The 15,588-nt window shown below is 68.8% G+C and carries 16 protein-coding genes; 14 read left to right on the top strand and 2 right to left on the bottom strand.

The features are described from left to right. The first annotated feature begins 75 nt into the window (after window positions 1-75). From RW112_RS07665 to RW112_RS07640, 6 genes are read left to right on the top strand one after another with little or no spacing between them, the layout of a single operon-like run. Window positions 76-534: a hypothetical protein gene (locus RW112_RS07665; RefSeq protein ID WP_317781176.1), complete on the top strand. Its 459-nt coding sequence runs from the start codon at window positions 76-78 to the stop codon at window positions 532-534. Further along, window positions 531-1,310, top strand: coding sequence for an AzlC family ABC transporter permease (locus RW112_RS07660; RefSeq protein WP_317781175.1), 780 nt, complete (start codon window positions 531-533; stop codon window positions 1,308-1,310). Before RW112_RS07665 ends, RW112_RS07660 begins: the two co-directional genes overlap by 4 nt. Further along, window positions 1,307-1,618, top strand: coding sequence for an AzlD domain-containing protein (locus RW112_RS07655; protein WP_317781174.1), 312 nt, complete (start codon window positions 1,307-1,309; stop codon window positions 1,616-1,618). The genes RW112_RS07660 and RW112_RS07655 overlap by 4 nt, the downstream gene beginning before the upstream one ends. Window positions 1,619-1,670: 52 nt before the next feature. Then, window positions 1,671-2,003, top strand: a complete 333-nt coding sequence (locus tag RW112_RS07650; RefSeq protein ID WP_317781173.1) for a hypothetical protein — start codon at window positions 1,671-1,673, stop codon at window positions 2,001-2,003. Further along, window positions 1,888-2,286, top strand: coding sequence for an ANTAR domain-containing protein (locus RW112_RS07645; RefSeq protein ID WP_317781172.1), 399 nt, complete (start codon window positions 1,888-1,890; stop codon window positions 2,284-2,286). The genes RW112_RS07650 and RW112_RS07645 overlap by 116 nt, the downstream gene beginning before the upstream one ends. 13 nt (window positions 2,287-2,299) lie before the next feature. Then, window positions 2,300-2,638, top strand: a complete 339-nt coding sequence (locus tag RW112_RS07640; protein WP_317781171.1) for a hypothetical protein — start codon at window positions 2,300-2,302, stop codon at window positions 2,636-2,638. Here RW112_RS07640 and RW112_RS07635 read toward each other — a convergent pair. Further along, the gene (locus tag RW112_RS07635) at window positions 2,621-3,256 is read right to left on the bottom strand and encodes a helix-turn-helix domain-containing protein (protein WP_317781170.1); all 636 of its coding nucleotides are present in this window, start codon (window positions 3,254-3,256) and stop codon (window positions 2,621-2,623) included. The two genes, RW112_RS07640 and RW112_RS07635, sit on opposite strands and share 18 nt — an antisense overlap. 100 nt (window positions 3,257-3,356) lie before the next feature. Here RW112_RS07635 and RW112_RS07630 point away from each other — a divergent pair, with 100 nt between their 5' ends. The 8 genes from RW112_RS07630 to ppsA all read left to right on the top strand — a co-directional run bounded on the left by RW112_RS07630 (window position 3,357) and on the right by ppsA (window position 13,688). Continuing rightward, a complete protein-coding gene (locus tag RW112_RS07630) occupies window positions 3,357-3,731 on the top strand; it encodes a thiamine-binding protein (protein ID WP_317781169.1) in 375 nt (124 codons plus the stop codon). Window positions 3,732-3,797: 66 nt separating this feature from the next. Next, window positions 3,798-4,475, top strand: coding sequence for an O-methyltransferase (locus RW112_RS07625; RefSeq protein ID WP_317781168.1), 678 nt, complete (start codon window positions 3,798-3,800; stop codon window positions 4,473-4,475). Between the two features lie 84 nt (window positions 4,476-4,559). Beyond that, on the top strand, window positions 4,560-5,039 hold the full coding sequence (locus tag RW112_RS07620; protein WP_305943260.1) for a Dps family protein: 480 nt from the start codon (window positions 4,560-4,562) through the stop codon (window positions 5,037-5,039). A 113-nt stretch (window positions 5,040-5,152) separates the two neighbouring features. Further along, on the top strand, window positions 5,153-6,268 hold the full coding sequence (locus RW112_RS07615; RefSeq protein ID WP_411709878.1) for an acyl-CoA dehydrogenase family protein: 1,116 nt from the start codon (window positions 5,153-5,155) through the stop codon (window positions 6,266-6,268). After that, a complete protein-coding gene (locus tag RW112_RS07610) occupies window positions 6,262-7,629 on the top strand; it encodes a bifunctional PIG-L family deacetylase/class I SAM-dependent methyltransferase (protein ID WP_317781167.1) in 1,368 nt (455 codons plus the stop codon). Before RW112_RS07615 ends, RW112_RS07610 begins: the two co-directional genes overlap by 7 nt. A gap of 1 nt (window position 7,630) precedes the next feature. After that, entirely contained in the window at window positions 7,631-8,491 is an 861-nt protein-coding gene (locus tag RW112_RS07605; protein ID WP_317781166.1) for a glycosyltransferase, read from the top strand. A gap of 105 nt (window positions 8,492-8,596) precedes the next feature. Next, complete coding sequence (locus tag RW112_RS07600) at window positions 8,597-11,314, top strand: cation-transporting P-type ATPase (protein WP_317781586.1); 2,718 nt, start codon at window positions 8,597-8,599, stop codon at window positions 11,312-11,314. Next, a complete protein-coding gene (ppsA, locus tag RW112_RS07595; protein WP_317781165.1) occupies window positions 11,280-13,688 on the top strand; it encodes a phosphoenolpyruvate synthase in 2,409 nt (802 codons plus the stop codon). Before RW112_RS07600 ends, ppsA begins: the two co-directional genes overlap by 35 nt. On the opposite strand, the gene RW112_RS07590 is transcribed toward ppsA, so the two are convergent. Beyond that, the gene (locus RW112_RS07590) at window positions 13,640-15,550 is read right to left on the bottom strand and encodes a heavy metal translocating P-type ATPase (protein ID WP_317781164.1); all 1,911 of its coding nucleotides are present in this window, start codon (window positions 15,548-15,550) and stop codon (window positions 13,640-13,642) included. The genes ppsA and RW112_RS07590 overlap by 49 nt on opposite strands. Window positions 15,551-15,588: the final 38 nt, after the last annotated feature.

The raw sequence follows: 15,588 nt of genomic DNA, 5'->3' as shown, positions 1-15,588 counted from the left end.
CCCGGGCGAAAGGTCCTGTTCCTGCGTGACGCCCGCAGTTACCGGGCGCGTCTGCGGCTGTGGTTGCATGGATCCATGCCATTCACCTGGTCCGGCCGGGCCACCCAGACACTCTCAGCGACTGCCATGGGCGCACTGCTGCTGACCAGCGCCATGAAGCACTTCCGCGACCCCGCGTTCTTCCACCAGGTGGTACCCGATTTCCTGTGCCGTGACGACACCGGTGAACGGCCCAACGGTGCCTGTGCCGTGATGACCCGGGATGAATGGGTGGCGCTCAGCGGCCTGCTCGAGGCGGGCGCCGCCGTCGGGCTTCTGATCCCGGCCACCCGCCCGGCCACCGCATGGGGCGTTACCGCAATGTTTACGGCGTTCCTTGCCGGGCATGCCGATGCCCTGCGCCGCGCGTACGGCCCGGCCGGGACTGCGGCGCAGCGGAAAGTGCATACCGCGCGGCTGCCATTGCAGCTGCCGCTGATCGCCTGGGCCTGGAGCCTGCGCAAACCGGGCCAGGCTGCCCGGCGCCGGCAGTGAAGCTCCTGCAGTCACCGGCGGTGAGGGTTGGCCTGTCCATCAGCATCGCCACCGGGCTGTACGGGATTTCGTTCGGGGCACTCGGCGTCACGTCCGGGCTGGATTTCTGGCAGACCATGGCTCTGAGCCTGCTGCTGTTCAGCGGCGGTTCGCAGTTCGCGTTCATCGGCGTGGTGGCGGGCGGTGGATCAGGAGTGGCCGCCATGGGGGCGGCGACGCTCCTGGGCATGCGCAACGGCATCTACGGCATGCAGCTGAACGCGCTACTGCAGCCGCGCGGGTGGCGCAAGTTCGCCGCGGCCCACGTCACCATCGACGAATCAACGGCCACCAGCACCGGGCAGACGGACCCGGCCGAGCAAAAGCGGGGATTCTGGACCGCGGGCATTGGGATCTTCGTGCTCTGGAACGTGTTCACGGCCGTGGGGGCACTGGCGGGAAGCGCACTGGGTGACCCCAAACAATGGGGGCTCGACGGCGCCGCGGTGGCGGCCTTCCTCGGCCTGCTCTGGCCGCGGCTCAAGGGCCGCGAACCGGTGGCCATCGCCGTGGTGTGCGCCCTGGCCACGGTACTGGCCGTGCCCTTCGTTCCTGCGGGAATTCCCATCCTGATCGCGGCCTTCGTGGCGGCCGCGATCGGCTGGTTCAGCCACGGCCGCAGCGACGAGGGACTGGAGCCGGATGTGGACCCGTATGCCGAGCACCGGCACGACGAGCACCGGCACGATGAGCAGCGGCACCCCCGCAGGCTTCCCCGTTCGGGAGGTGGGCAATGAACCTTTGGATGTGGCTGCTGCTTGCCTGCCTCCTGGGCTACGCCTGGAAACTGGTGGGCTACCTGGTTCCTGCCAGCCTGCTGCGCAACCCGCGGACGTCCCGGATCGCGGGCACCATGACCATCGGCCTGCTGGCCTCGCTCACCATGGTGAACGCGGTGGCGTCGGGCCAGGCGCTGGCATTTGATGCCCGGTTGGGTGCACTGGCTGCCGCCGGACTCGCCCTGTGGTTCCGGGCTCCCTTCCTGGTGGTGGTGCTGGCCGGTGCCGGCGCGGCCGCCGGGCTCCGGCTGCTTGGCTGGGACTGACCACGGCCACTAGGCCCTAGTGACGGAGCACGTGGTGTGGCAGGATTCGAATATGAGCGAAGAACAAGCGCCCGCCGTTCCTGCTGCCGAAAAAGACTCCAAGTCAAGGCCCTACGTGCCCTCGCCGGGGTCGGAATCCACCCGTGAAATGCGCGAGATGTCCCGCCGCCGCAGGGACGCCGAAGAGAAGCTCCAGCAGCATCTGCAGGAAGCGGACCACCTGCACGAGGAACACATGAAAGCCCACCAGCGGGAGACGCGAGCTGCCCATGAGGACGGGCAGATTGAGGGCGCGGAGCCCGCAGACGGGGCCGCTCCTGAGGGTGCTGCCACGCAAAGGGAGACCCCGGACAAGGGCGGGGCCGGCCACAATCCGGCCGAGTGACCCGGCCGGGCCAGTACGTTGCGTCACGGCTGCAGGACGTGCCGCGTACGTTCGATATGACGGCGGTAGGCCCGTCCTGGTTCACGACGCCCTAATTGACGAGCGCCGTCAAGGTCTGGAGCACCGCGAAATCATCGCCGCGGCCAAGGGAATCCTGATGGCCCGCCGCGGCCTGGACGAGGACACCGCCATGCACGATCTCCTGATGGAGTCGCGGCGGTCGAAAAGGTCGCTGCATGACGTGTCTGCCGAGCTGGTGTCCTCAACCCGGCTGCCCGGATGAGCGGAGGTGTGCGTTGGCCCTGGGCAAAGACGAAGATGAGCAAAGGCTTCGTTTTGAGGAGATGCTCCGCAATGCCGACCTGAGCCCTGGCGACCTGTGGCTGAGGTACTTCAGTATTGGCGGAATGGCCGGACAGTTTGAAATTGAGGCCTACATCCATGGAGCCATCGCGCTGCCTGCGTTGCAGCGGGACATCCTGGCGCATGCGCTGAATGAGCGGCTTGACGAGCTCAATGACCCGGACGGCAGGGGAACGTACAGCCGCGGGTCCGAGGACGCGGGCCGGGTGCCCGAGGACCGGTCGCGGCACGAGGCAGACCGGCCGGAGGATGAATCACGGCAGGATGATTGAATCGAAGGCCGTGCCCGGCAGGGGCGACTGGGGCGGCAGCGGCCGGCGGGGACGTTCCGTGCGGATGGCGTCCTCCACCAGCGCCACCGGGCGCCGCCAGGCGTCGGACCCGGCTTCCATGGTGTCCACAACACCGATCAGCATCGCCAGCAGGCGGATGACGTCGGTCATGGAGATGTCGGTGCGCAGGGTTCCTTGAGCCTGGCCGCGGCCCAGCAGGACGGCCACGGACTCAAAGAGGCTGCCGGTGATTCCGGTCAGCAGGCCGCGGCGTCCGGCAACGGCGCCGAGCAGGTTGGCATCCTCGCTGGCCGCTGCCATCAGCGCATCGATCACGCGGAACAGCCCGTCGGCGGCATCAGGTCCGGCCAGGGCGTCGTCGATGACCGGGTCCACCATCAGGCGGAGCTGGCGGTTGAGGGCGGCCAGGACCAGCTGCTCCTTGTCCGCGAAGTTCCGGAAGAGGGTCGCCGGTCCCACGCCGGCCGTGACGGCGATGGTCTGCAAGGGCACGTCCGGGCCATACTCACGGAAGCACTTGCGGGCGGCGGTAATGATCTTGTCCACATTGCGCGCAGCATCCGCACGGAGGGGCTTGCGTTCCACTGCGAGGTTCATTTTTCAAGGTTAGCAACGCTGGGGCTGAGGGCCCGGGTTACTGATTGGTAGCGGCGAATGTACCCGTATATGACGTTTTCCACTGTGGCAGACTGGGTCCATGTTGCTCGCATTCTCCGTTGCACCGTCCGGCCAGCCGCCCCGCCCGGGCGGCGATTCCGGCGCTGTCTCCGCTACCGCACCCACCGCCGAATCCGCTGCAGCATCTGCTGACGCATCGGTCCACGACGCCGTCGCTGCCGCCGTCAAGATTGTCCGGGACTCCGGGCTGCCCAACCATACGGACTCCATGTTCACCACCATCGAAGGTGAGTGGGATGAGGTGTTTGCCGTGGTCAAGGCGGCAACGGAGGCCGTGGGCCGGTTCGGCAGCCGCGTGTCGCTGGTGATCAAGGCGGACATCCGCCCCGGGTATTCGGGCGAGCTGACCGGCAAAGTGGAGCGGCTGGAAAACGCCATCGCCGACGCCGGCTGATTTCCGCTTCACTTTTTCTGCGTCACTTTCCTTCCACCGGGCAGCGCCAACTGCGAGACTGTGCCCATGATTGAGCACCGGCCCGAACCTCAGTGGGTGTCCGTGGAGACGTTCCTGACCGACGTCGTGGTCCGCCCCGACAGCCCCCTCACGAACGCGGTCACGTCCGCCGTCGACGCCGGCATGCCGCCCATAGAGGTGGCGCCGAACGCCGGGAAGCTCCTCAAGCTGCTGGTGCAGCTTTCGGGCGCCCGGCGGGTGCTGGAGATCGGCACGCTGGCGGGCTTCAGCACCATCTGGATGGCCCAGGGACTGCCCGACGACGGCGACCTCGTCACGTGCGAATACCTCCCCAAACATGCCCGCGTGGCGCGCCGGAACGTGGACGCGGCGGGCGTCGGGCACAGGGTGGACATCCGCGTGGGGGCCGCCCTGGACACGCTTCCGGGGCTGCAGGATGACAGCCGCGGACCCTTCGATTTCGTATTCATCGACGCCGACAAGGAAAACAACCCGCACTATCTGGAATGGGCCATCCGGCTGGGCCGGCCGGGCACTGTGATCGTGATGGACAACGTGGTGTGGGAGGGCGCAGTGCTTGATCCGTCCCTGGACGAGGTCAACGCGCCGGGAATCATCACCGCCCTGGAAATGATGGGCGCGGACCCGCGGCTGGACGGCACGGTCATGCAGACCGTGGGGTCGAAGGGCTGGGACGGCTTCGCGCTGGCCCTGGTCAAGTGACGTCACTCCGGCAAGATGCTAAGTATGCTTAGAATAAGCTAACGCCGGACGAACCCGTCCGCATCGCCTGGAGTGGAGGAAGAAATGAAGGCTTCACCGACCCTTGCCAGCAATCTCCAAATGGTCCTCACGGACCTGATCGAACTTCACGTGCAGGGCAAGCAGGCCCACTGGAACATCGTGGGAACCAACTTCCGCGACCTCCATCTGCAGCTCGATGAAATCGTCACCAGCGTCCGGCTGTTCGCGGATGAAACGGCCGAACGCATGCGCGCCCTCCATGCCCTGCCCGACGGCAGGAGCACCACGGTGTCCGGCGAAACCCGGCTGGAGCAGTTCCCGGAAGGACTCACCTCCACCAAGGACGCCGTCAAACTGATCACCGCCCGTCTGGAGCGCACCGTGAAGACCATGCGGGACGTCCATGACGAGGTGGACGAGGAAGATCCCACCAGCGCCGACCTGCTCCACGCCGGGATCTCGCGGCTGGAGCAACTGGCCTGGATGGTCAACGCCGAGACCATGACCGCAGCGGCCTCCGTCACCGTGCCGGACGAGAACTGAACGCAGCGGCAGGCGGAATGGATCCCGACAGGCATGGTTCGAACCAGCGTGTGACGAATCGAAGTTCGTTTCAACCACAACCCCGGCAACAACACCAGCCACCGCCCAGGGCCGTGCGGATCAGTGCCGCCCCGGACAGCCCGGACGCCCTGGACAGCCCGGACGCCCTGGCTCCGCTGCTGGCGGCGGTGCGTGACGCAGTGGGAGACGTGCCGGCGCTGCTGTCACTGGCGCGGGACATCGGACGGACGGCGCCGCGGCCGGGGGAAGGCAATACGGCCCGGCTCTGGGAACTGCTGGCGTCCGTAACCGCCGTGGACGTGGCCGCCGGCCGGGTGCTCGAACCGCACCTTGACGCCGTCGCCATCCTCGCCCAGGCCGGCGTGGAACGTGGTGACGGAGCCGCGGACCGGACCACCGATGCAGCATGGGGCGTGTTCGCCGCGGAGGGGCCGGGACTGCGGCTCGAGGCCACGGCGGACGGCACCGGGAAGTACATCCTGAACGGTTCCAAGCCCTGGTGTTCGCTGGCGGCCCAGCTGGACGGCGCCGTGCTGACTGCCCACCTGGCGGCAGGAGACCCGGCATCCGGCGAAACCGGGTCCGGAGGGCCGTCCGGCGGCAGGGCAGCCTTTGCCGTCGACCTGCACGCGCCCGGGGTCTCCTGCGAGACGCCGCAGTGGACCAGCCGGGGCCTGCGCGAAATCCCCAGCGGCACCGTTCACTTCGACGGCGTCAGCGCCGTGCCGGTGGGCGGGACGGAATGGTACTTCCAGCGGCCGGGCTTCGCCTGGGGCGGCATGGGCGTTGCGGCCTGCTGGTTCGGCGGAGCCGTTGCCGTAGCCCGTGACTTCAGCAGCGCGCTGGCCGCCGCCGCGGACAAAGGGCGGGAACCGGACCAGATCGCACTGGCCCACCTGGGCGAAACGGACCGGATCATCACCGCTGTGGCCGGGTACTTGGCGCGGACGGCGGAACGGATCGACGCCGGCGAACTGTCCGGCTCCGGTGCGTGGAGCGAGGCGCTGCGCGTCCGTGGCACCGTCGTCGCCGCCGTCGAACGCATCCAGGAAGTGGTGGCCCGGAACATGGGCCCCGGACCCCTTGCCTTCAACGAAACGTATGGAAAGCGCATGGCGGACCTCTCGCTGTACATCCGGCAGCACCACGCCATGCGGGACGACGCCCAGCTGGGCGCACTGACCCTGAAGGGGGACCGCTCGTGGTGACTTTCTCACACGCGGACACCGGCACTGCCGAGTCCGAATGGGAGGCCAGCGGACTGGCCGTCCTTCCCGAACTTCCGCTGGATCCGGCCGAACTCGCGGCCATGACCTTCGTTGTGCTGGCTGCCCATCCCGATGATGAGACCCTGGGCGCCGGAGGGCTCCTGGCCCGGCTGAACGCCGCCGGGGCCGCCATCGAGGTGCTGCTTTGCACGGCGGGGGAGGCCTCGCACCCGGAATCTCCGACGACGACGCCGGACCAGCTTGCCGCCGTCCGGCTCAATGAGTTCAGGGCGGCTGTGTCCGGGCTGGCCCCCGGAGCTTCCCGGCAGTTCCTGCACTTCCGGGACGGCCACCTTGCGGCCGACCGGGACCGCATCGCTGCCGCCGTCAAGGAATCGATCGCAGCGGCGGGCCGCCCGGCGGACCAGGTGGTGATCGTGGCGCCCTACCGCTCCGACGGCCACACCGACCACGACGTCCTGGGCGCCGTGGCCGCCGAGTTGGCGGCGCAGGACGGCCACGGGCTGCTGGAATACCCTGTCTGGTACTGGTTGTGGGCGTCGACTGCTGATCCCGCCTGGCACTCATGGGTCCGCGTGCAGCTGACGCCGGACGAGCAGCGCGCCAAGGCGGCTGCCCTCCTGGCGCACTCCTCCCAGACGCAGCCGCTGTCCGACCAGCCCGGCGATGAGGCGCTTCTCGCGGGCAGCTTCATCGAGCACTTTTCCCGCCCCTGGGAAACGTTCGCCTGGCACGGTCCCGCCGGCGGAAGCAACAGCGCGGAGGACGCCGAACGGATCTTCGATGCCGTGCACGGCGGCGATACCGACCCGTGGAGCTACACCACCAGCTGGTACGAACGGCGCAAACGCGCGGTTACCCTGGCTGTCCTGCCGGAGGCGGCGTACGGCTCCGGCCTGGAAATCGGCTGTTCCATCGGCACGCTGAGCGTGGAACTCGCCGCCCGCTGCCAGGAATTCGTGGCGGTTGACGCCAGCAGCACCGCCCTGGTCCAGGCTGCGGAGCGGCTCTCCGCCAATCCTGCCGCCCGGACCCTGCACCTCACCGTTCCGCAGCAATGGCCCGAGGGCAGCTTCGACCTCGTGGTGGTTTCCGAGACGGGATACTACCTGACACCGGAGGAGCTGGCCGGGCTGTTCACGCGGGTGAAAGCCTCGCTGAACCCGGGCGGGACCCTGGTGCTCTGCCACTGGCGGCACCCGGTATCCGGTTGGGAACTCGACGGGGACACCGTCCATGCCATGGCCCGTCAGCAGCTCCGCTGGCCCACCGAAGGGCTGTACCGGGAAAAGGACTTCGTCCTGGAAGTCTTTACTGCCCCGGCCGGAATCCAGCAGTGACATGACCGGCGAGATGACGGAGCTGGCAGCGCAGTGCCCTGCCGGGCCGGCGGCGGCCGGGGCCATGTTTGCGGAGGCGGCGGCCGGGCAGCGCATCGACCGGGTGGAGGTTGTGGTGCCCGCCCACAACGAGGACCTGCACCTTGACCGCGCCCTGGCTGCGCTCCGTTCCGCCGCCGACGCGCTGCAGGAAGAACGGCCCGACGTGCAGACGGCCATCACCGTGGTGCTGGACAGCTGCACCGACGGCTCCGCGGACATCGCCGCCAGCTATGTTGCCTCCGACCGGCGCTTTTCGGCCCTGCCTGTGCTGCTGGGCAGCACCGGGGCCAGCCGCGCGGCCGGGGTCCGGGCCGCCGGAGTCACCATGGGGGAACCGGGCCCCGCCGTCCTGGCCGCTGCTGAGCTGTGGGCGGGCCGCGTCTGGCTGGCCAACACCGACGCGGACTCCGCCGTTCCGCTGAATTGGCTGCTGCGCCAGGTTGAACTGGCCGATGCCGGGGCGGACGCCGTCCTGGGTTCCGTGGAACCGGATCCCGCGGGCACGGATCCTGCGATCCTGCGCCGGTGGCTGGCGCGCCACCCCTTCACGGAAGACCACCCGCACATCTACGGCGCAAACTTCGGCGTCCGGGCATCTGCCTACCTTGCGGCCGGAGGATTCCCCCGGATGCGCGTCCACGAGGACCGGACCCTGGTGGAGAACCTGCGCCGGCACGCGTACACGGTATTGGCCACCGACACCATCCGGGTACTGACCTCCGGCCGCACGCATGCCCGCGCGCCGCAGGGGTTCGGCGCCTACCTCAGGGCGCTGGCGCCGGACCTGCCGGTACTGGACCACCGCAGTGGTGACCTTTGACCCTAGGACCCTGACCTTCCAGACCGCATCCTCGATCCATGGGGTTACCCCTCAGGGCCGTGGTTTCGTGTGTCCGGCGCTGCCCGTGAACAACGGGCCGCAGCCGTGATCCCTGGCGCCACATCCCTGCCGGAAACTGCCGGCCTCAGCTCCGAGGAGGCCGCCCTCAGGTTGCGGAAGGTCGGGCCCAACCGGCTGCCGGAAGCCCATCCGGTGCCGCACTGGCGCAAGCTGCTGGCCGAACTGACCCACTTCTTCGCCATCATGCTCTGGGTGGCGGCCGTGCTCGCGTACGTGGCCGGAATGCCGCAGCTGGCCGTCGCGATCGTTGTGGTGATCCTGGTCAACGGCCTTTTTGCCTACATCCAGCAGGAACGTGCCCAGCGGGCCGCCGCCAGGCTCCGCGAGCTGCTCCCCGCCATCGTGTCCGTCCGCAGGGACAACCGGATCCTCAAGGTCCACACCACCGAGCTCGTGCCGGACGACGCCGTGATCCTCGTTGCCGGCGACAGGATTCCGGCGGACCTTCGGCTCGCCATCGCGGCCAGCTGCTCAGTGGACGAGTCCATGCTGACCGGTGAAAGCGAACCGGTGGACAAAGTCCGGGGCGACACCGTGTACGGCGGAACGTTCGTGGTGAACGGCCAGGCCGAAGGCCTGGTCACCGTGACGGGCGCACGGACGAGGCTGTCGGAGATCGCCGCACTGACCGGCAAGGTGGTAGCACCACCCAGCCCGCTGGCACTGGAACTTCGAAGGATTGTCCGAATCACGGCCGCCGTGGCACTGGGGATCGGCGTGCTGTTCTTTGTGCTCTCCCTGCTCGTCGGTATTTCCTGGCGGGACGCGTTCCTCTTCGCGATCGGGGTGGCCGTGGCGCTCGTGCCCGAGGGCTTGCTGCCCACCGTCACGCTTTCCCTGGCCGTCGGGGCGCAGCGGATGGCGCGGCGCAATGCACTGGTCCGGAACCTGGAAGCAGTGGAAACCCTTGGCTCCACAACCTTCATTTGCACGGACAAGACCGGCACGCTGACGCAGAACCGGATGAACGCCGTCGAGGTCTGGACCCCGGCCGGCCTGCTCAATGTCACCGGCGCGGGCTACGGGCCGGAGGCCGAGGTCGCCGGGGAGGGAGCCGGGCAGGCCCGGCACCTCAGCACCGCCGCGCTGGCTGCCTCCGAAGGGCGGGCAGTGCTCCACGAAGGGCAGTGGATTGCCGAAGGCGACCCGATGGAGGCTGCCATTGATGCCCTCTTCGTCCGGCTGGCCGGCCCGGGGCAAAGGCCTGCGGATCCCGAGGTGTCGCACCGCTTCGCGTTCGACCCCCGCCGGCTGCGCGAATCCGCAATCGTGGGCACCACCCTGTTCGTCAAAGGTGCCCCGGAGTCGGTGGTTCCGCTGTGCGTGGGGAACCACGGCACGGCCGCCCTGGCGATGGTGGACGAAATGGCCTCCCGCGGGCTGCGGGTTCTTGCCGTGGCCGAGCGCAGCCTGCCTGGCCTGCCCGGTGCCAGCTTCAGGCTCGAGGAGGTTGAGACCGGGCTGACAATGCTGGGCCTGATCGGCCTCCATGATCCGCCCCGGGCCGAGGTCCGCTTTGCGCTCGAGGCGGCCCGCGAGGCGGGGATCAAGGTGGCCATGGTCACCGGCGACCACGCCTTCACCGCGGCCGCCATCGCCCGTGAAACCGGGCTGATCGGCTCACCGGAGCTGGTGCTGGAGGGACACTCCCTGCCGGAGGACGACGCTGTCCTGACCGCCCTGCTGGACCGCGACGGCGTGGTGGTCAGCCGGGTCACCCCGGAACAGAAACTCCGGGTGGCCCGCCTGCTCCAGCGCCGCGGACACGTGGTGGCCATGACCGGGGACGGCGTCAACGACGGCCCCGCCCTCCAGCAGGCCGACATCGGCATCGCCATGGGGCTGAGCGGCACGGACGTGGCCCGCGAGGCGGCGGACCTCGTGCTGCTGGATGACGACTTCGCCACCATCATCGCCGCAGTGGAGCAGGGCCGCGCCACGTACGCCAACATCCGGCGGTTCCTGACCTACCACCTGACGGACAACGTGGCCGAGCTCACCCCCTTTGTGATCTGGGCAATCTCCGGCGGCCGCTTCCCGCTCGCGCTGAGCGTGCTGCAGATCCTGGCCCTCGACATCGGCACAGACCTGCTCCCGGCCCTGGCGCTGGGCAGCGAAGCCCCCGGCAAAGGGACGCTGAAACGGCCGCCGGAGCGCAGGCACCTGATGGACCGCGCCCTGATGGTCCGGGTGTTCGGGCTGCTGGGGCCGGTGGAAGCACTCTTCGAAATGACCGCGTACACCGCCGTGCTCCTCGGTGCGGGCTGGCGCCCTGGCGCCGAACTGCCGGCGTCGGACGTCCTGATGGCGGCCTCCGGGGCGGCCTTCACCACGGTGGTGCTGGGGCAGCTGGCCAACGCCTTCGCGTGCCGCAGTGCCAGCACCCCGCCGTGGCGGCTGGGATGGGCGACCAACCGGCTGCTGGTCTGGGCGGTGCTGGCGGAACTCGGGCTCCTGCTCGTGTTCCTGTTCGTCAGCCCGATCGCCACGCTGCTGGGCCACGCGCCGCCGTCGTCCGGGGGCCTTGCGGTGGCGCTCGCCGCCATTCCCGCCGTCATCGTGGCGGACTGGCTCTACAAGGTGGTCCGGCACCGCCGGACCGGTGCAGCAGCGCCCGCGGCGCCAGCCGTGCAGTATTCCGCACCGCAGCAGCAGTTGAGGTCCAAAGCCTCTGACCCGCGGAAACCGGGCACACGAGGATCAATCCATGGAGGACCAAGCAATGGGAGCAGCCGTGACTGAAAGCCATGTGGTGTGGTTCGACGAAATCGGGATGGAACACGTGCCCCAGGTGGGCGGCAAGAACGCATCGCTGGGGGAGATGACGCGTTCGCTCAAGTCCCGCGGAGTGCGGGTGCCGGACGGCTTCGCTACCACGTCGGCCGCCTACCGCACGTTCATCGCAGCCAACGGCATCGACGCCGCCATGCGGGCCCGGATCGGGGAATACCGGGCCGGCGAGACGTCCCTGCGGTCCACGGGCGAGGCCATCCGGGAGCTGTTCCTGGACAGTGAATTCCCCGAGGACATCGCCGAGTCCATCCGCAGCCACTACCGCACGCTCGCCGGCCGGGCCGGACTGGACCGGCTGTCCGTTGCCGTCCGCAGCAGCGCCACCGCGGAGGACCTTCCGGATGCCAGCTTCGCCGGGCAGCAGGAGACATTCCTGAACATCTCCGGTGAGCGCGAACTCCTGGACGCCTGCCGGCGCTGCTACGCCTCGCTGTTCACGGATCGGGCCATCAGCTACCGCGAAGTAAAGGGATTCGACCACCTGGACGTGGCACTTTCCATCGGCGTGCAGCGGATGGTGAGGTCCGACGTCGGCGCGTCCGGTGTGATGTTTTCCATCGACACCGATTCGGGGTTCCCCCGCGCGGCGGTGATCAGCGCGGCCTGGGGCCTGGGCGAAACAGTGGTCCAGGGCAGCATCAACCCGGACAAGTACGTGGTGTTCAAGCCGCTGCTGGCGGACCCCGGCCTGTCCCCGATCATCGAGAAGACCCTCGGCTCCAAAGCCCGCAAGATGGTCTACAGCCGGGGCGGCCATGCGCGCACCAGGATGGTGGACACGTCCGCGGAGGAGCGGAGCTCGTTCGTGCTGACCGACGCTGAAATCCTGGACCTTGCCCGCTGGGCGGTGACGGTGGAGGAGCACTACGGCCGCCCCATGGACATGGAATGGGCCCGGGACGGCGCCACCGGGGAGCTGTTCATGGTGCAGGCGCGGCCCGAAACCGTCCAGGCGCTCAAGAGCGGGACGCGCTTCACCATCCACCACCTCCGCGGCACGGGCAACGTCCTGGCCACCGGCGCGGCGATCGGGGATTCCGTCGCGCAGGGCACGGCGTGCGTCATCCGGAGCACCCGGGACATCGACACCTTCCGCGACGGCGCCATCCTGGTGACCGAGATGACGGATCCGGACTGGGTGCCGGTCATGAAACGGGCCTCGGGGATCGTCACGGACCACGGCGGGACCACGAGCCACGCGGCCATTGTGAGCCGGGAACTGGGCGTCCCCGCCGTCGTCGGCACCGGCAACGGGACCAGCGTCCTGGGCGAGGGCCTGGCCGTGACGCTGAGCTGCGCGGAAGGTGACACGGGCCGGGTCTACGAGGGCACCGTGCCGTTCGACACCGAGGACGTGGACCTCGGCGCCCTGCCCGCCACCCGTACCGCCATGATGGTGAACATCGCCAGCCCGGGAGCCGCCTTCCAGTGGTGGCGGCTCCCCGCGGCCGGGGTGGGCCTTGCCCGGATGGAATTCATCATCAGCAACCTGATCCGGGTCCACCCCATGGCGCTGGTCCATCCTGAGCGGGTCACGGACGCGGACGAGGCGCGGCAGGTCAAGGAGCTGACCAGCGGCTACGCGGACCCCGGGGAGTACTTCGTGGAGGCGCTGGCGCTGGGCATTGCCAAGATCGCCGCACCGTACCACCCGCACCCGGTGATCGTCCGGCTCAGCGATTTCAAAACCAACGAGTACGCGCACCTCATTGGCGGCGGCTCCTTCGAACAACCCGAAGAGAACCCCATGCTGGGGTTCCGCGGTGCGTCCCGGTACTACGACGAGCGCTACCGGGAGGGTTTCGCGCTGGAGTGTGCCGCGTTGAAGCGGGTGCGGGAAACCATCGGCTTCAGCAACGTCATTGTGATGATCCCGTTCTGCCGCACCCCCGACGAAGCGGACCGCGTGCTGGCGGTCATGGCTGAGAACGGCCTGGTGCGGGGCGAGAACGGGTTGCAGGTGTACATGATGTGCGAGATCCCCTCCAATGTGGTCCTGGCCGAGAAATTTGCGCCCAAGTTCGACGGCTTCTCCATCGGCTCCAACGACCTCACGCAGCTTGTCCTCGGCGTGGACCGGGATTCGGAGCAGCTGGCCGCCTTGTTCGACGAACGCGACGGGGCTGTCACGGCGATGATCAGCGAAGCCATCCGGAAGGCGCACGCGGCGGGAATCAAGATCGGAATCTGCGGCCAGGGGCCAAGCAACCACCCGGACTTCGCGGCCTTCCTGGTGCGCGAAGGCATCGATTCCATTTCGCTGAACCCGGACAGCTACCTCAAGACGGTCCGGGTGATCGCGGATGTGGAGGGCTCCGCCTGACCTGCGGGCGGTGTCGTCTTGCGGCCCGGGCTCAGCGCACGCAGCGCATTGAGGATGGTGGCGAGGTCCACCAGCTCCTGGGACAGGGCGCCGGCGATGGCCGGCACATAGCCCGCGGCCGCCGCCACCATGAGCCCCACGCTTAGAACAATGCCGATCCAGATGCTTTCCATCGCCACCCGGACGGTCCGTTGCCCGACGCGCACCGCATGCGCGGCCCTGGACAGATCGTCCAGGATGATCACGACGTCGGCAGACTCGCCCGCCGCGGTGGAACCGCGCGCACCCATGGCGATTCCGACGTCGGCAACGGCCAGGACGGGGGCATCGTTGACGCCGTCGCCCACCATCATCACGGGACGGCGCTTCAGGGACTTTACCGCCTCCACTTTGTCCGGCGGCAGGCACTCGGCACGGACGTCCGTGAGCCCCACCTCGGCCGCGATGTGCCTGGCGGTGGCCAGGGCGTCCCCGGTCAGCATCACCGTTTCGGTAACACCCAGGGCCGAGAGCTCGGCCAGCGTCCGGCGGGCCTCGGCGCGCAGGGGGTCGCTCATGACCAGGGCGCCGACGTACACCCCGGCAACTCCCACATAGATGGCCAACTGGCCGCTGTGCAGGTCCGTCTCCACCACGCCTGGCGCATACTCGGCCACGAAGGAGGGTTTGCCCACCACCACTTCCCGCCCGTCGAACACGGCGCGCACCCCGTGGGTGGCATGTTCCAGGGCCTCGCTGGCCGTCTCGAAGCGCAGGTCGCGGGCGGTGGCGGCCTCCATCACGGAGGCGGCCAGGACATGGGAGGAGTACTGCTCGGCGGAACCCGCAATCCTGAGCAGCTCGTCCTGGCCCATGGAGTCTGCCGTCACCACCGCCACCAGCGAGGGCCGGCCGTAGGTGAGCGTCCCCGTCTTGTCGAAGGCCGCCGTGCGCACTTTGCCCAGCTGCTCCAGGACCCCGGCGTACTTGACGATGATTCCCGACTTGGCCGCCTGGCTCATGCCTCCCAGGAAAGCAACCGGCGCCGCGATCAGCAGCGGGCAGGGCGTGGCCACCACCAGGACCTCCGCAAAACGGGTGGGGCTGCCGCTGACGATCCAGGCGATGGCGCCCAGCGCGTAGGCGAACGCGGTGAAGGGGATGGCGTAGCGGTCGGCCAGGCGCACCATCGGTGCCCGGCTCTCCGACGCCTCCTTCACGAGCGCCACGATCCGGCTGTACTGGGAGTCCTCCATCACGGCCGTGACGCGCATGCGGACGGCTGCCTCGCCGTTGACGGAGCCGCTCATGATGCCCTCGCCCGCGGTGCGTTCCACGGGCATGCTTTCACCGGTGAGGGAGGACTCATCGAAGGTGCCGGCGTCGGAGAGCAGTACGCCGTCCAGCGGCACCACTTCGCCCGGTTTGACCAGCAGGATGTCTCCCACCCGAACGTCGGTTGCCGCGACGTCTTCGTGGGCGCCGTTTTCCGCTGTGCTGCTATTTGCGGTGCCGTTGCGCTCCCGGTGGGCGGTCTGCGGTACGCGCGCCAGCAGGGCGCTGAGTTCGCCTTTAGCCCGGCCGGCCGCGAAGTCTTCGAGGGCGGTGCCGCCGGCCAGCATGAGCACGATGATCATGGACGCAATGAACTCGCCCACCAGCACCGTGCTGACGATGGCGGTCACGGCAAGAATGTCGATGCCCCAGTGCCCGCTCCGCAGCCTTCGGATCATGCCGACGGACAGGTACGCCGCCACGGCGAGGGCGTAACCGCTCGCCGCCAGTTGGGCGATCGCCGGCTGGCCGGACACCAGCAGCAGGACGACGGCCGCGAGGGCCAGTACTGTGCCCGTCACGAGCGGATACCGGAGTACTAGTTTCACGGGCAGACTCCGCCTCCATCTGGTTAGCTGGCTCGCTG

The sequence above is a fragment of the Arthrobacter sp. B10-11 genome (assembly GCF_033142195.1).
Lineage (GTDB): Bacteria > Actinomycetota > Actinomycetes > Actinomycetales > Micrococcaceae > Arthrobacter > Arthrobacter oryzae_C.
The sequence above is the reverse complement of the archived record's forward strand: the minus strand, read 5'-3'. Positions and strand labels throughout refer to the sequence as shown.

What these genes read in the sequence shown, in the direction of transcription:
- RW112_RS07605 (WP_317781166.1), top strand. Translation starts at nt 7,631, where the DNA reads ATGACCGGCGAGATGACGGAGCTGGCAGCGCAGTGCCCTGCCGGGCCG.
- RW112_RS07665 (WP_317781176.1), top strand. Translation starts at nt 76, where the DNA reads ATGCCATTCACCTGGTCCGGCCGGGCCACCCAGACACTCTCAGCGACT.
- RW112_RS07650 (WP_317781173.1), top strand. Translation starts at nt 1,671, where the DNA reads ATGAGCGAAGAACAAGCGCCCGCCGTTCCTGCTGCCGAAAAAGACTCC.
- RW112_RS07635 (WP_317781170.1), bottom strand. Translation starts at nt 3,256, where the DNA reads ATGAACCTCGCAGTGGAACGCAAGCCCCTCCGTGCGGATGCTGCGCGC.
- ppsA (WP_317781165.1), top strand. Translation starts at nt 11,280, where the DNA reads ATGGAGGACCAAGCAATGGGAGCAGCCGTGACTGAAAGCCATGTGGTG.
- RW112_RS07655 (WP_317781174.1), top strand. Translation starts at nt 1,307, where the DNA reads ATGAACCTTTGGATGTGGCTGCTGCTTGCCTGCCTCCTGGGCTACGCC.
- RW112_RS07625 (WP_317781168.1), top strand. Translation starts at nt 3,798, where the DNA reads ATGATTGAGCACCGGCCCGAACCTCAGTGGGTGTCCGTGGAGACGTTC.
- RW112_RS07620 (WP_305943260.1), top strand. Translation starts at nt 4,560, where the DNA reads ATGAAGGCTTCACCGACCCTTGCCAGCAATCTCCAAATGGTCCTCACG.
- RW112_RS07630 (WP_317781169.1), top strand. Translation starts at nt 3,357, where the DNA reads ATGTTGCTCGCATTCTCCGTTGCACCGTCCGGCCAGCCGCCCCGCCCG.
- RW112_RS07645 (WP_317781172.1), top strand. Translation starts at nt 1,888, where the DNA reads ATGAGGACGGGCAGATTGAGGGCGCGGAGCCCGCAGACGGGGCCGCTC.